The organism is Nocardia sp. NPDC005998 (genome assembly GCF_040614395.1).
GTDB lineage: Bacteria > Actinomycetota > Actinomycetes > Mycobacteriales > Mycobacteriaceae > Nocardia.
The window spans coordinates 21925-35175 of record NZ_JBEXUI010000052.1 but is presented as its reverse complement, the minus strand read 5'-3'; the positions used below and the strand labels follow the sequence as shown (position 1 = coordinate 35175).

Here is a 13251-nt window from a genome sequence, read left to right as displayed (position 1 = left end):
GCCGGACTGGCACACTGGGCGGTATGCCCACGCAACAACAGATCTCGTACGTACATGGGTAACTCGTCGGGCACGACCAGCACCCAGCCAAGCACACGACCTTCGGCCCGCGACGGCGCCGTCGACGCGCTCGACGACCGGCAAAAGTTCCGGGGAGGCGGGGGAGCAGCGCCGACTTTGACCGTTCGACGGGTGACCACTACGAGGGCGGGCGGTTTCTCGGCGCCGCCGTACGATTCGTTCAATCTCGGGGATCACGTGGGGGACGACCCGGCGACCGTGCAACGGAACCGGGACCGGCTGGCCGAGGGGATCGGCCTCACGCCGGATCGGCTCGTGTGGATGGAACAGATCCACGGGCGCAATGTCGAAATCATCGATGGGCCACGGGATGCGCCGGTGCCGGCCACCGACGCACTGGTGACCACGGTGCCCGGTCTGGCGCTGGTGGTGCTCACCGCGGACTGTGTGCCAGTTCTGCTATCCGATGATGAGGCGGGCGTGATCGCGGCGGTGCACGCCGGTCGGATCGGGGCGCGCATCGGCATTGTGCCGCGGGTACTGGACGCGATGGTTTCGGTCGGCGCTCGCCTCGAGCGCATCGGTGCCTTCCTCGGTCCGGCCGCATCGGGCAGACAGTACGAGGTGCCCGCCGCGATGCGCGCCGATGTCGAGGCGCATCTGCCCGGCAGCGCCACCACAACCGTGCGCGGCACTCCCGGCCTCGACCTGCGCGCCGGAATTCGGCGCCAACTCACCGAGGCCGGAATCGGCGGGGTCGCCGTCGACCCGCGGTGCACAATCGAGGACAAGACCTTGTTCAGTCATCGCCGCGGCGCGCCGACCGGCCGCATGGCCGGGGTGATCTGGATGCAGGCGGACGCATGAGCGAGCGCAGCGAGCGAACGATCGACGCGGCCGCGGCGCCGGAATCCGTTGCGGGCGAGAAGATGGACGGCCGGACCGCCGAATTGGCGGCGAACCTGGCCGAATTGAACAAGCGGATCGGAGCGGCTTGTCATGCGGCCGGGCGTGATCCGGGTTCGGTGCGGCTGCTTCCGGTGACGAAGTTCTTTCCCGCCAGTGACGTCGCGATCCTGTACCGCTTGGGCTGCAGGGAATTCGGCGAGTCCAGGGAGCAGGAGGCCACCGCCAAGGTCGCGGAGCTGGCCGCGCTGGCAGATGCACGCTGGCACATGATCGGTCGAGTGCAGCGCAACAAGGCGCGCACCGTCGCGCGCTGGGCGCACACCGTGCACTCGGTTGACAGCGAACGTCTGGCAACGGCCCTTGACACCGCGGCACGGGCCGCACTGGACGCCGGAGAGCGCAGTGAACCTGTTCGAGTTCTGGTCCAGGTGAGCCTGGACGAGGATCCCGGCCGCGGTGGCGTCGCCCCCGAAGATCTTGTGGCACTAACGGATCGGGTAGCCGCCGCGGCGGGACTGCAGCTCGCGGGCCTAATGGCGATCCCCCCGCTCGACGCCACGCCGGACGATGCTTTTGCACGCCTGGCAACTTTGCACGAGGTGATACGCGCAAATCATCCCGACGCCATCGAACTGTCCGCCGGAATGTCGAGCGATCTGGAATCGGCGATCGAACACGGTTCGACCTGTGTGCGTGTCGGTACCGCCTTGATGGGCGCCCGACCGATAACCTCGGCGTAGCAAAGAAACCTCATCAGTCACATTTGACACATATGCTGGGACTGGAGAGGGCTGAGCAAGACTTCAACACCCGGCCGCCACCGGGGCCGAAGGAAGGTCGACCGAAATGAGCGAACGCGACAGCGAGGTGCAGGCATGAGCACGCTGCACAAGTTCAAGGCGTACTTCGGCATGGTTCCGCTCGAGGATTACGAAGACGATTACGTCGCCGAACCTGCCCCTCGCGGCGCGGACGAGCGTGGCTCCCGTCGGCCCCGGCCCCGTGACTACCCCGAGCGCGCCGGATACGGCGCGGACCGCTATGCCGACGACCGCTACGACGATGAGCCGGATTACCCTGAGCCCGCGTACAAGTCGCCGTACAAGGCGGGCTATCCGATGTCTCGGCGCGACGATTACGTCGACGAGCCCTATGTGGACGACCGCTATGACGCGCGGCCGCGTCCCACCAGGATCGATACCGCACCGGCCGCCAGCCGATTCCGTGCGGGCGGTAATGCGCCGATGCTGCGGGGAGCCACCAGAGGTGCGCTCGCCGTCGATCCCGAGGCCGAGGAGCGGCGCATGGAGGAGCGCGTGCGCCCCGAGCCCGCTCCCGCACGTCGGCCGGGGATCTTCGAGGACGGAGGTCCCTTGTCCAAGATCACGACGCTGCGCCCGCGCGACTACAGCGAGGCCCGCATCATCGGTGAGCGTTTCCGCGAGGGCAACCCGGTGATCATGGACCTGGTCGATCTGAGCAACGCCGATGCGAAGCGCCTGGTCGACTTCGCCGCTGGTCTGGCCTTCGCGCTGCGTGGATCATTCGACAAGGTCGCGACCAAAGTGTTCCTGCTCTCACCGGCCGATGTCGATGTCTCCGCCGAAGAACGTCGCAGGATCGCCGAAACCGGCTTCTACAACCAGAAATAGCGTTGTGCTTCGGGGGTTCTGTTAGACCCGTTGCGTATGGGGCGGACCTATTCAAGCGGCTGACGAGCAGTCACCAGCGGTGTGGTCATTTTGCGCGACGCGGATTTTGGGGCAGAGTGAGGCGGTGGCCTTGTTCGCGGTGTTGTACTTCGTACTGTTCATCTTCTGGCTGTTGTTGATCAGCCGTGTGATCGTCGAGTTCATCCGTAGCTTTGCCCGGGACTGGCGCCCTAGCGGCTTCGTCGCTGTGATCCTCGAGGTGATCTTCACCATCACCGACCCTCCGGTGAAACTCCTGAGGCGGTTGATACCACCGGTGTCATTGGGTGGAATTCGACTCGATCTGTCGATTATGGTCCTGCTTTTCGTCGTCTTCATCTCGATGACGTTTGTGGGCAGCCACGCCGACGGGTAGCCCCAGTGTGACAGAATGAACCGAGAAGATAGCTTGCTAGATCTGCTAGATCTCCAAAAGACGCGTGAAGGGATCCTTCCATGCCGCTGACCCCAGCCGATGTGCACAACGTCGCGTTCAGCAAACCGCCGATCGGGAAGCGCGGCTACAACGAGGATGAGGTAGACGCGTTCCTGGATCTCGTGGAGCAGGAGCTCTCGCGCCTTATCGAGGAGAACGCTGACCTGCGGCAGCGGGTTGCCGAGCTGGATGCGGAACTGGCCGACGCCAAGAAGAATCGCCCCCCGGCGCAACCGAATCCGGTGAAATCGCCGGTGCAGCAGGTGCCGCCGCCGCAGCCCGAGCCCATCAAGCCCCCGGTGCAGCAGGCTCCGCCGCCGCCACCGATGCCTGTCGCTGCGCCGGTAGCCAAGGATGCGCCGAGTGCCGATGCGAACCTGCAGGCGGCCAAGGTGCTCAGCCTCGCCCAGGAGATGGCGGACCGGCTGACCACCGATGCGAAGACCGAAGCGGAGAATCTGCTCTCCAATGCGCGTGCCAATTCCGAGCGTCTGGTGGGCGATGCCAGGACTCGTTCGGAAGCGATGATCACCGATGCCCGCCAGAAGTCGGACGCGATGCTCTCCGATGCGCAGGCCCGCTCGGACAACCAGCTACGGCAGGCAAAAGAGAAGGCCGACGCGCTGCAGGCCGACGCCGAACGCAAGCACGCCGAGATCATGGCCACCATCACCCAGCAGCGCAGCGTGCTGGAGAGCCGGATCGAGCAGCTCAAGACCTTCGAGCGGGAATACCGCGTGCGGCTGAAGTCGTACCTGGAGTCGCAGCTCGAGGAGTTGGAGAACCGTGGCTCGGCTGTTCCGGTCGATGGCGGCGAGGCCTTCGTCGACGCCAATACCGCGAACAATCTCGCTCCTGCGTCGTTCGCCAAGGGCAGCAAGTAATCTCGTATTGGAGAGACATCTCCGCTGTAGTTGCTGTTCGAGTAGCTAGAGCTACCTGCCGAACCGCCTGGCATGCCTAGGGGGTCATCATGCTCGTCTTGACGCTCGTCCTTGCCGCGATCGGATTCGCCCTGCTAGTGGCCGCGCTGACCACCGGGTCGGTGCTGTGGGCCTGGGGTTGCATCCTCGTCTGTGTCATTGGCGCTGTGCTGTTGCTGGTGAGTGCGCTCTCCATGCGGAGTTCCGACAGCGACGCCGCGCCGCCACCCGGTCGGCATGCGAAACGGTGAAGTGTGGCCACAACCTAGTGGTTTGACCGCACTGGCTAGAATCAAACATGTATGCGGCGTCGATCCGGCCATCACCGGGGAGCCTTCGGAAGAACGGTGCGCCTCGCGCGCCCAGTAGAACCGAACGGGAGAGCCCGTTACAGCTCATAACGAGAGGTCCTGGTGGTTGCGCGGATCGTGCGCGGCTCCCGGGCAAGCGGGGTGGTACCGCGGTCTCGACGCAACGGGCGTCGTCATCGTCCCCGTGCTGACAGATACGCGCTACGGCGCGGCGGCACGAGGAGACGCATCCGCGATGGCGGACGAACCTTCCAGCAGCGCATACCCGCGCGTCGATCTGGGTGTTGGCGGCGGGGCATCCTTCCCGGACCTGGAACGTCGTGTGCTCGACGGCTGGGCCACCGACGACACCTTCCGCGCCAGCATCGAGAACCGCTCGGGCGCCGGAGAGTTCGTCTTCTACGACGGGCCGCCGTTTGCCAACGGATTGCCACATTACGGACATCTGCTCACCGGGTATGTCAAGGATCTAGTCCCACGTTTCCAGACGATGCGCGGGAAGCGGGTCGATCGGCGTTTCGGCTGGGACTGTCACGGACTGCCCGCGGAAATCGAAGCGGAAAAGCAGCTCGGTATAACGGACAAATCACAGATCGATGCGATGGGGCTCGCGGAATTCAATGCGGCCTGTAAATCCTCGGTGCTGCGTTACACGGGTGAATGGCGTGACTATGTGACGCGTCAGGCTCGCTGGGTCGACTTCGACAACGACTACAAGACGCTTGATCTCGACTTCATGGAGTCGGTGATGTGGGCGTTCAAGTCGCTGCACGAGAAGGGCCTGATCTACCAGGGCTTCCGGGTGCTGCCCTACAGCTGGTACGAGCAGACGCCGCTGTCGAATCAGGAAACCCGCCTCGACGACGCGTACAAGATGCGTCAGGACCCGGCCGTCACCGTCGATATGGTGCTGCGGGTGCCGGCCGACCATCCGCTGCACGCCCTCGACGGCGCCAATGCGCTGATCTGGACCACCACGCCGTGGACGCTGCCGTCGAACCTGGCGATCGCGGTGCATCCGGATGTGCGCTACACGCATGTGCGCGCCGCCGACGGCAAGCGCTATCTGCTGGCCGCGGAACGGGTGTCGCACTATGCCCGCGAATTCGGCGGCGCTGAATCGGCTGGTCGCTCCGCAGACTCCGCTTCTGTCGAGCTGCTCGGCGAGTACGACGGTGCCGCCCTCGCGGATCTGTCGTATGCCCCGCCGTTCGACTTCTTCGTCGGTCATCCGAACGCGCACCGCGTGCTGACCGCCGATTATGTGACCACCGACTCCGGCACCGGCATCGTGCACCTCGCACCGGCCTTCGGTGAGGAGGATATGGACGTCGCATCGGCCAACGGCATCGAGCTGGTGCAGCCGCTGGATCCGGGCGGCAAGTTCACCTCGATGGTGCCGCCGTACGAGGGCATGATGGTCTTCGACGCGAATCCGGCGATCATCAAGGACCTCAAGGCCGCGGGCAAGCTGCTGCGGCACGAGACGATCGAGCACTCCTACCCGCACAGCTGGCGTTCCGGCCAACCGCTGATCTACATGGCGGTGCCGTCCTGGTTCGTCGCGGTGACCAAATTCCGCGACCGGATGGTCGAGCTGAACAAGCAGATCACCTGGGTGCCCGAGCATATCCGCGACGGTCAGTTCGGCAAGTGGCTCGAGGGCGCGCGGGACTGGAATATCAGCCGCAACCGCTACTGGGGCAGCCCGATCCCGGTGTGGGTGTCCGATGATCCGGCCTATCCGCGCACCGACGTATACGGCTCGCTCGATGAGCTGGAGCGCGACTTCGGCGTGCGCCCGACCGATCTGCACCGGCCGATGATCGACGAGCTGACCAGGCCCAATCCGGACGATCCGACGGGTCGATCGACCATGCGCCGGGTGCCGGAGGTGCTGGACTGCTGGTTCGAGTCCGGCTCGATGCCCTATGCCCAGGTGCACTACCCGTTCGAGAACAAGGAGTGGTTCGACAACCATTTCCCCGGCGACTTCATCGTCGAATACAACGGGCAGACCCGCGGCTGGTTCTACACCCTGCATGTGCTCTCGACCGCGCTGTTCGATAGCCCGGCCTTCAAAACCGTTGCCGCGCACGGCATCGTGCTCGGTGACGACGGGCTGAAGATGAGCAAGTCCAAGGGCAACTACCCGGATGTGAACGAGGTGTTCAACCGGGACGGCTCCGATGCGATGCGCTGGTTCCTGATGAGTTCGCCGATCCTGCGCGGCGGCAATCTCATCGTCACCGAGCGCGGCATTCGCGAGGGCGTCGGCCACGCGCTGCGCCCGCTGTGGAATGCATGGACCTTCCTGCAGCTCTACGCCTCGAAACCCGGCGTGTGGCGCACGGATTCGCCGCATGTGCTGGACCGCTACATCCTGGCCAAACTCGCCGCGACCCGGGATGCGATGACCGAAGCGCTCGACGTCTACGACATCGCCGGTGCCTGTGAGGAGTTGCGCTCGTTCGCCGACGCGCTGACCAATTGGTATGTGCGCCGGTCGCGTTCGCGCTTCTGGGAAGAGGACCGGGATGCGGTCGACACGCTGCATACGGTGCTCGAGGTCGTCACCCGGCTGGCTGCGCCGCTGCTGCCGCTGATCTCCGAGGTGATCTGGCGCGGGCTCACCGGCGAGCAGTCGGTGCACCTGGCCGATTGGCCCAAGGAGGGCGAGCTGCCGGAGGATTCGGATCTGGTGGCTGCGATGGACGAGGTCCGGGTGGTCTGCTCGACGGTGCTGAGTCTGCGCAAGGCACAGAACCTGCGGGTGCGCCTGCCGCTGGCCGAGGTCACCATTGCCGCGCCCGACGCCGAGCGGATGCGGCCCTTTGCCGACATCATCGCCGATGAGGTGAACGTCAAGAAGGTCGACCTGACCACCGATGTTGCCGTGCACGGCCGCTTCGAACTGGTCGTGAACGCCCGTGCCGCTGGCCCGCGCCTGGGCAAGGATGTGCAGACGGTGATCAAGGCGGTGAAGGCGGGCGAATGGTCCGAGAACGCCGACGGTGTGGTCACCGCGGCGGGCATCGAGCTGCTGCCCGAGGAGTACACCCAGCGCTTGGTCGCGGCCGAACCCGAATCCACGGCGGCGCTGCCCGGCAATGCCGGTCTGGTCGTTCTCGATTCGCAGGTGACCGAGGAACTCGAGGCCGAGGGCTGGGCCCGCGATGTGATCCGCGATCTGCAGGAGACGCGAAAGTCGCTGGGGCTCGACGTTTCCGACCGCATCACGGTGGTGCTCGCGGTACCCGATGACAAGCAGGTGTGGGCGCAGGTGCACCGGGATCTCATCGCGGGTGAAATCCTCGCCACCGAGCTGAGTTTCGGTGATCCGGGCGCGGATGCCGCCGATATCGTCGGTGGCGTGCGGGTGTCGATCGCCAGGGTCTGACGCGGCGGAGTTCGGGGCGAGGCCATTGGCCTCGCCCCGAATTATGTGAGATAGATCACATGCTGAGAAATAGCTAATTCGCTGTCGTGGTTGCACAATGCCCGGCACAATCGGGCATGTTGCTGCTGATGCGCAGGCTCACTCCTGTGACGGCAGTAAACGTTCGTGCTTGAACTGCTCTACCTGAAATACCTTGCGCAGCACGTGGATACGTGCTGGGTGCAGGTGCTGTGATGTGCGGTTCCCACCCCCGATGTCGAGGTCGGTACCGCGCGGTAGCCGGGTCGACGGAAGGGGCGAGCACACATGATCAGCGAATGCAGAAAGGCATTGCGCCGGATAGCCATTGGTTTTCTGGTATCGACCGTCGTCGCGCTGGCCCTGGCCGGGCCGGTGCACGGCGATACCGGCAGCGCCTCCGGTTCGGGCGGCGCCGGTTCGAGCGGCACCGGTTCGGGTGGCACCGGTTCGGGTGGCTCGGGCTCGGCGTCCGGCAGTTCCAGCGGCTCTGCGGGACTACCGCTGCCGAGTGTTGCCGGACTCGGCGCCTTGGCCGCGGCTTACACCCAGATCGGCAAGCCCTATCAATGGGGCGGCACCGGACCGTTCGCGTGGGACTGTTCGGGTCTGGTGCAGTGGTCGTTCGCGCAGGTGGGAGTGCGGCTGCCGCGCACCACCTGGCAACAGGCCAGGGTCGGCGCCGCGGTCCCGTTGTCGGCGCTGTCGTTGGGTGATGTCGTCATCCTGAACGACGACGCATCCCACGTCGGCATCTACGCGGGGCGCGGCCAGATCCTCGACGCTCACGACTGGGGGATCCCGGTCGGCCTGCATCCGCTCGCCGACTTCCACATCTACACGATCCGTCGTTTCTGAGCCGAATCGACTACGTTTCCACCGAGCAGCGCGGTTGCGCGGAGACGGAAACGATGGGGAACGAGATGGCGATCGGTGTGGGTAGAGGATCGGCAGTGCGGGCGGCGGGTGCCGTCGCCGGGGCGCTACTGCTCGTCGCGGCGGTATCCGGCTGCGGCGACGATAAGAAGGACGCGGCGGCCTCGGCGCCCGGTGTGCTGGACGGCTTTTCGAAGCCGAAGAGTGTGCTGGTCGCCGGGGACAAGTGGTTCGTATCGAATATCGGTGCGGCGCAGGAGCCGATGACCAAGGACGGCGACGGCTTCCTCTCGCGGCTGGACTCGACCGGAAAGGTGATCGAGCGCAAGGCGATTCCGCGTGCGGGGGATCCGCCGCTGAACGCGCCCAAGGGGATGGCCTACGCGGACAACAAGGTGTTCGTCGCCGATATCGATCGCGTCGTCGGCTATGACGTCGACACGCTGGGACAGGTCTTCGAGGCCCCGCTCGGCGGCGATGCCGCGGCGCTGCTCGATGACATTGCGGTGCTCGACGATAAGACCCTGCTGGTCACCGATACGGTGCGCGGTGCGGTGTACAAGCTCGATATCGAGAGCAAGAAGTTCGGCACGCTGACCACGTCGATTCCGGGCGCCAACGGCATCGTGCTCGACAAGTCCACCAAGACCGCCTATGTCGCCGGACTCGGCGCGCATTTCGAGGGCGGCGATCTGTACAAGTTCGGTATCGAGCACGCTCCGGCCGCCGTGGGCAAGGTCGGTACGGTGCACGGCGTATTCGATGGCATCGCACTGCTGCCCAACGGCGATCTCGCGGTATCGGACTGGGTGTCCGCCGATAAGCCGGTGCCCGGCACGATCAAGATCTATCACACCGATGGCACCGAGGTCGCGACCGTCAAGTTGCCCCAGGATCTGCACGGACCGGCCGATTTCACCCTGGATGGGGCCGGGAAGAACCTGATCGTGCCCGCGGTGGCCGACGATAAGGTCGCCATCGTCGCGCTGCCCTGAGCCCGATCGAACCGGCCTGATCGAACCGGCCTGGTTGAACCGGCCTGGTTGAACCGGCCTGGGTTGGAGTGGCCTGGTTGGAGTGGCCTGGTTGGAGTGGCCTGGTTGGAGTGGCCTGGTTGAAGCGGTGCCTGGTTGAAGCGGGCCTGGTTGAAGCGGTGCCTGATTGAAGCAGCGCCTGATTGCGGTGCCCGATTGAACCAGCGCCTGATTGAAGCGGTGTCCGGTCAGTCGACGAGCTGGCGCAGCAGTGGCCCGTACTGCGGATGGGCCAGGGCCGAGGCGAATTGGGCGACCAGGTAGTCGGCCGGGTTACCGGTGTCGTACCAGCGGCCCTGGATGACCTGACCGAAGACCGGGCTGTCGGCGGCGTGCACATTGATCGCATCGGTGAGGTAGACCTCGCCGGTGCGGTGTTCGTACCACCGCTCGGTCTGTCTGCGCAGCTCGGAGATGATGCCGGGGGTGACGACATAGCCGCCGATCGCGGCGAAGTTCGAGGGGGCGTCCTCGGGCTTCGGCTTCTCCCGCAGACCGGTGATGCGCAGCAGGCCGTTGCCGTGGTCGTCGGCGACGACCGGGACACCGTAGCGCTGGGATTCGGACGGATCCATCGGCATCAGTGCGAGCACCGGGGCGCCCGTCGCCTCATAGGCGTCGATCAGCTGCTGCGCCCGCGGTACCCGGGCGACGAAGACGTCGTCGGGCCACAGCACCAGCATCGGCTCGTCGCCGAGATTGCGGGCGGCGTTGAGCACAGGGGTGCCGTTGCCGTAGGGACCGTGCTGGTCCAGGTAGGTGATGTGACCGAGCCTGGACAGTTCGCCGACCTCTTCCACTGCGTCGGCGTATGCGTCCTTGCCGTCGGCCCGCAGTTGGGCGACCAGCGCCGGATTCGGGCGGAAGTGGTCCTGGATCAAGGACTTTCCGCCGCTGACCACGATCGTGATATCGGTGATTCCGGATGCGACCAGCTCGCGGACGGTGTGCTCGATGACCGGCTTATCGCCGACCGGCAGCATCTCCTTGGGGATGGCCTTGGTCAGCGGCAGCAGGCGCGAGCCGATTCCGGCGGCCGGGATCACGGCCTTGCGGATCTTCATGATCCGATCATCACATACCAGGCGGGCTCCGAACGGCCGATCCCCAGGCTTCGGTAGTAGCGGCCCAGGTGGCAACACATTGGAATCGTGCCAGGTCACGGCCTGTCGGGCAGCGCTGAGCGCCGCGCGCACCCGGCCGCCCTGCCGTCGAGGTCAGCAGCAATTTCGCAGTAATTACGCGGCGGACGCACACCCGGCGCCCAGGTTGCCCGCCCGTGCACACAGGTTGGGTGCGCCGCGCACGAGTTCACCGGTGGATCCGGGCGCGGCACGCGATTCGAGGCGCGGCACCGTCGGCCGGTCGCCGCGGCTGGCGTTGGTGGGCCGACCTGTCGGTGGGGCGGCGTACATTTCCGTGCGTGAGCACTGATAACACCGTGCGGGCCGGGGCCTTGCACACGGCCCGGCGGTGGGTGCTGCACATCGATATGGATGCCTTCTTCGCCTCGGTCGAGCAGCTGACTCGGCCGACGCTGCGTGGCCGCCCGGTGCTGGTCGGTGGTACCGGTGGGCGCGGTGTGGTCGCGGGGGCCAGCTATGAGGCGCGAGTATTCGGTGCGCGCTCGGCGATGCCGATGCATCAGGCGCGGCGGCTGGTCGGGGTGACGGCGGTGGTGGTGCCGCCGCGTGGCGCGGTCTACAGCGTGGTGAGCGCGCAGGTTTTCGACGCGCTGCGCAGCCGCATTCCCGTGCTGGAGACGCTGTCGTTCGACGAGGCGTTCGGCGAACCCGCCGAATTGGCGGGGGCGAGTGTCGAACAGGTGCGCGAATTCTGTGAGGAGCTGCGCGCGCTGGTGCGCGAGCGGACCGGGCTGGTCGCCTCGGTGGGTGCCGGGACCGGCAAGCAGCTCGCCAAGATCGCGTCCGGAATGGCCAAACCCGATGGGGTGCGGGTGGTTTCGCCGGATGAGCAGCAGCAGCTGCTCGCTGGCTTGCCGGTACGCAAACTGTGGGGGATCGGGCCGGTGGCCGACAGCCGGTTGCGCTCCCTCGGCATCGAGACGGTGGGCGCATTCGCCGCTCTGCCGGAATCGGAGGCGGTCTCGATGCTGGGCGGCAGCATCGGCGCGGCGCTGCACCGGCTGGCCCGCGGCATCGATGACCGCCCGGTCGCCGAGCGTGCCGAGGCCAAGCAGATCAGCGCCGAGAACACCTATGAGACCGATATCGTCACGATGGCCCAGCTGCGCCCGGCCATCGAGGCGATGGCGGCGGCCGCGCACCGTCGCCTGGAAAAGGACGGACGGGCCGCGCGCACCGTGGTGCTGAAGCTGAAGAAATCCGATATGAGCATTGTGACCAGGTCGTTCACCCTGCCGTACGCGACGACCGAGCTGGCAACGCTGACCACGGCGGCGCAGCGTTCGGCCATCGATCCGGCCGAGCTCGGGCCGATTCGGCTGGTCGGTGTTGGCTATGGCGGGCTATCGACCGTGCGGCAGGAGTCGCTGTTTCCGGAGCTGGATCAGGCGCCGGTGGCGGATGCTGGCGTCGGGGAAGGCGATGCCGCGCAGTCCGATCGTTGGGGCGGATCGTCCGAGGCCGAACGCGGCCCATCGGCCGTCGTAGTGGCGCTCGATACGGGATCGCCGGTTGGGCGGGCAGGCGTCGGGACGGAGCACGCCGAGACCGCATTCGGGGCGGTGTCGGCGCAGCAGGTTTCTGTGGCCGCGCAGTCGAGCGTCGGTGCAGCTCAGGGCGATTCGTCACCGCGGGAGCCGATGCTGTGGTATCCAGGACTCGATGTCACCCATCCCGAATTCGGGCATGGGTGGGTGCAGGGTGCCGGACTCGGTGTGGTCACCGTTCGGTTCGAGACCAGCTCGACAGGGCCCGGTCCGGCGCGTACCTTTGCCGCCGACGACATCAGTCTGTCCCGGGCGGATCCGCTCGGCAGTCTCCGCTGACAGGTAGCCTGGGTCAGTCGTGCAGCGTCGCCGGTCCGGGTGACGGCTGCCGTTGGTGGAACGACATGTACCTACTCGAACGCAAAGGACGAGCAGTTGAAGCTTCGTAAGACTGGACGCATCGCCATCGCGGCTCTGGCCGTTGTCGCCGCACTCGGCATGACTGCCTGCAGCGATGACAAGGACAGCAAGCCGGCCGCGAAGACGAGCACCAGTGTCAAGGCCTCGGCCAGCGCGAGCGCGAACACCAACCTGCCGCCGGTCCCCTCCGCCGCGGAGCTGAACACCCAACTGCAGCGCGCGCTCGATCCGTCGGTGCCGAATTCGGAGAAGCTGGACGGCGTGCAGGGCGCGCAGGCCGACCCGGAACTGCCGAACCGCCTGGCCGAGGCCGCCAAGAGCGCCAACATCACGGTGACGGTCACCGATGTGACCAGCTTCGGCGATAGCGTCAACGCCAAGGCCAAGGTCGTGCTCAACGGCCAGGAGAACGTCGTCGACGTGCCGTTCGTCGCCGAGGACGGCAAGTGGAAGATTCAGAAGGCGTGGGCCTGTTCCATGCTGACCAACCTCGGCCAGCAGTCGGCGGCCTGCAGCTAGCCGTAGCTACCGCTTGCAGGTCGCTCGAAACGACCAGCCATGCTCGCGGCCGACCCCGGGC

Annotated in this window: 12 protein-coding genes; 11 read left to right on the top strand and 1 reads right to left on the bottom strand. The window is 66.1% G+C overall.

The window, feature by feature from the left end; all coding sequences use genetic code 11:
• Positions 1–177: 177 nt before the first annotated feature.
• The 9 genes from pgeF (at position 178) to ABZ293_RS38260 (ending at position 9580) form a co-directional block, all read left to right on the top strand.
• Entirely contained in the window at positions 178–888 is a 711-nt protein-coding gene (gene pgeF, locus ABZ293_RS38300; RefSeq protein WP_355188998.1) for a peptidoglycan editing factor PgeF, read from the top strand.
• A gap of 62 nt (positions 889–950) precedes the next feature.
• Positions 951–1670: a YggS family pyridoxal phosphate-dependent enzyme gene (locus ABZ293_RS38295; protein ID WP_355188996.1), complete on the top strand. Its 720-nt coding sequence runs from the start codon at positions 951–953 to the stop codon at positions 1668–1670.
• 135 nt (positions 1671–1805) lie between these two features.
• On the top strand, positions 1806–2582 hold the full coding sequence (locus ABZ293_RS38290) for a cell division protein SepF (RefSeq protein ID WP_354958022.1): 777 nt from the start codon (positions 1806–1808) through the stop codon (positions 2580–2582).
• Positions 2583–2706: 124 nt separating this feature from the next.
• Positions 2707–2997: a YggT family protein gene (locus ABZ293_RS38285; RefSeq protein ID WP_354958021.1), complete on the top strand. Its 291-nt coding sequence runs from the start codon at positions 2707–2709 to the stop codon at positions 2995–2997.
• Between the two features lie 80 nt (positions 2998–3077).
• Positions 3078–3941 (top strand): DivIVA domain-containing protein, encoded by an 864-nt coding sequence (locus tag ABZ293_RS38280; protein WP_355188980.1) that lies wholly within the window; start codon positions 3078–3080, stop codon positions 3939–3941.
• An 89-nt stretch (positions 3942–4030) separates the two neighbouring features.
• Positions 4031–4231 (top strand): hypothetical protein, encoded by a 201-nt coding sequence (locus ABZ293_RS38275; RefSeq protein WP_354958019.1) that lies wholly within the window; start codon positions 4031–4033, stop codon positions 4229–4231.
• 295 nt (positions 4232–4526) lie between these two features.
• The gene (gene ileS / locus ABZ293_RS38270; RefSeq protein WP_355188978.1) at positions 4527–7691 is read left to right on the top strand and encodes an isoleucine--tRNA ligase; all 3165 of its coding nucleotides are present in this window, start codon (positions 4527–4529) and stop codon (positions 7689–7691) included.
• Positions 7692–7997: 306 nt separating this feature from the next.
• Positions 7998–8567 carry an NlpC/P60 family protein gene (locus ABZ293_RS38265; RefSeq protein ID WP_355188977.1) on the top strand — a complete coding sequence of 190 codons (570 nt, stop codon included), beginning with the start codon at positions 7998–8000 and terminating at the stop codon, positions 8565–8567.
• A 95-nt stretch (positions 8568–8662) separates the two neighbouring features.
• Positions 8663–9580, top strand: coding sequence for a hypothetical protein (locus tag ABZ293_RS38260; protein ID WP_355188975.1), 918 nt, complete (start codon positions 8663–8665; stop codon positions 9578–9580).
• Positions 9581–9807: 227 nt separating this feature from the next.
• Here the strand turns inward: ABZ293_RS38260 and ABZ293_RS38255 are convergent, their stop codons facing one another.
• On the bottom strand, positions 9808–10683 hold the full coding sequence (locus ABZ293_RS38255) for a UTP--glucose-1-phosphate uridylyltransferase (RefSeq protein ID WP_355188973.1): 876 nt from the start codon (positions 10681–10683) through the stop codon (positions 9808–9810).
• A 359-nt stretch (positions 10684–11042) separates the two neighbouring features.
• Between ABZ293_RS38255 and ABZ293_RS38250 the strand changes: the two genes are divergently transcribed.
• Positions 11043–12590 carry a DNA polymerase IV gene (locus ABZ293_RS38250; protein WP_355188971.1) on the top strand — a complete coding sequence of 516 codons (1548 nt, stop codon included), beginning with the start codon at positions 11043–11045 and terminating at the stop codon, positions 12588–12590.
• A 96-nt stretch (positions 12591–12686) separates the two neighbouring features.
• Positions 12687–13190, top strand: coding sequence for a hypothetical protein (locus ABZ293_RS38245; protein ID WP_355188969.1), 504 nt, complete (start codon positions 12687–12689; stop codon positions 13188–13190).
• The last annotated feature ends 61 nt before the right edge of the window (positions 13191–13251 follow it).

Bases quoted from the DNA above. Each gene is read 5' to 3' on its own strand.
- ABZ293_RS38295 (WP_355188996.1), top strand. From the start codon at position 951: ATGGACGGCCGGACCGCCGAATTGGCGGCGAACCTGGCCGAATTGAAC.
- ABZ293_RS38290 (WP_354958022.1), top strand. From the start codon at position 1,806: ATGAGCACGCTGCACAAGTTCAAGGCGTACTTCGGCATGGTTCCGCTC.
- ABZ293_RS38280 (WP_355188980.1), top strand. From the start codon at position 3,078: ATGCCGCTGACCCCAGCCGATGTGCACAACGTCGCGTTCAGCAAACCG.
- ABZ293_RS38275 (WP_354958019.1), top strand. From the start codon at position 4,031: ATGCTCGTCTTGACGCTCGTCCTTGCCGCGATCGGATTCGCCCTGCTA.
- ileS (WP_355188978.1), top strand. From the start codon at position 4,527: ATGGCGGACGAACCTTCCAGCAGCGCATACCCGCGCGTCGATCTGGGT.
- ABZ293_RS38265 (WP_355188977.1), top strand. From the start codon at position 7,998: ATGATCAGCGAATGCAGAAAGGCATTGCGCCGGATAGCCATTGGTTTT.
- ABZ293_RS38255 (WP_355188973.1), bottom strand. From the start codon at position 10,683: ATGAAGATCCGCAAGGCCGTGATCCCGGCCGCCGGAATCGGCTCGCGC.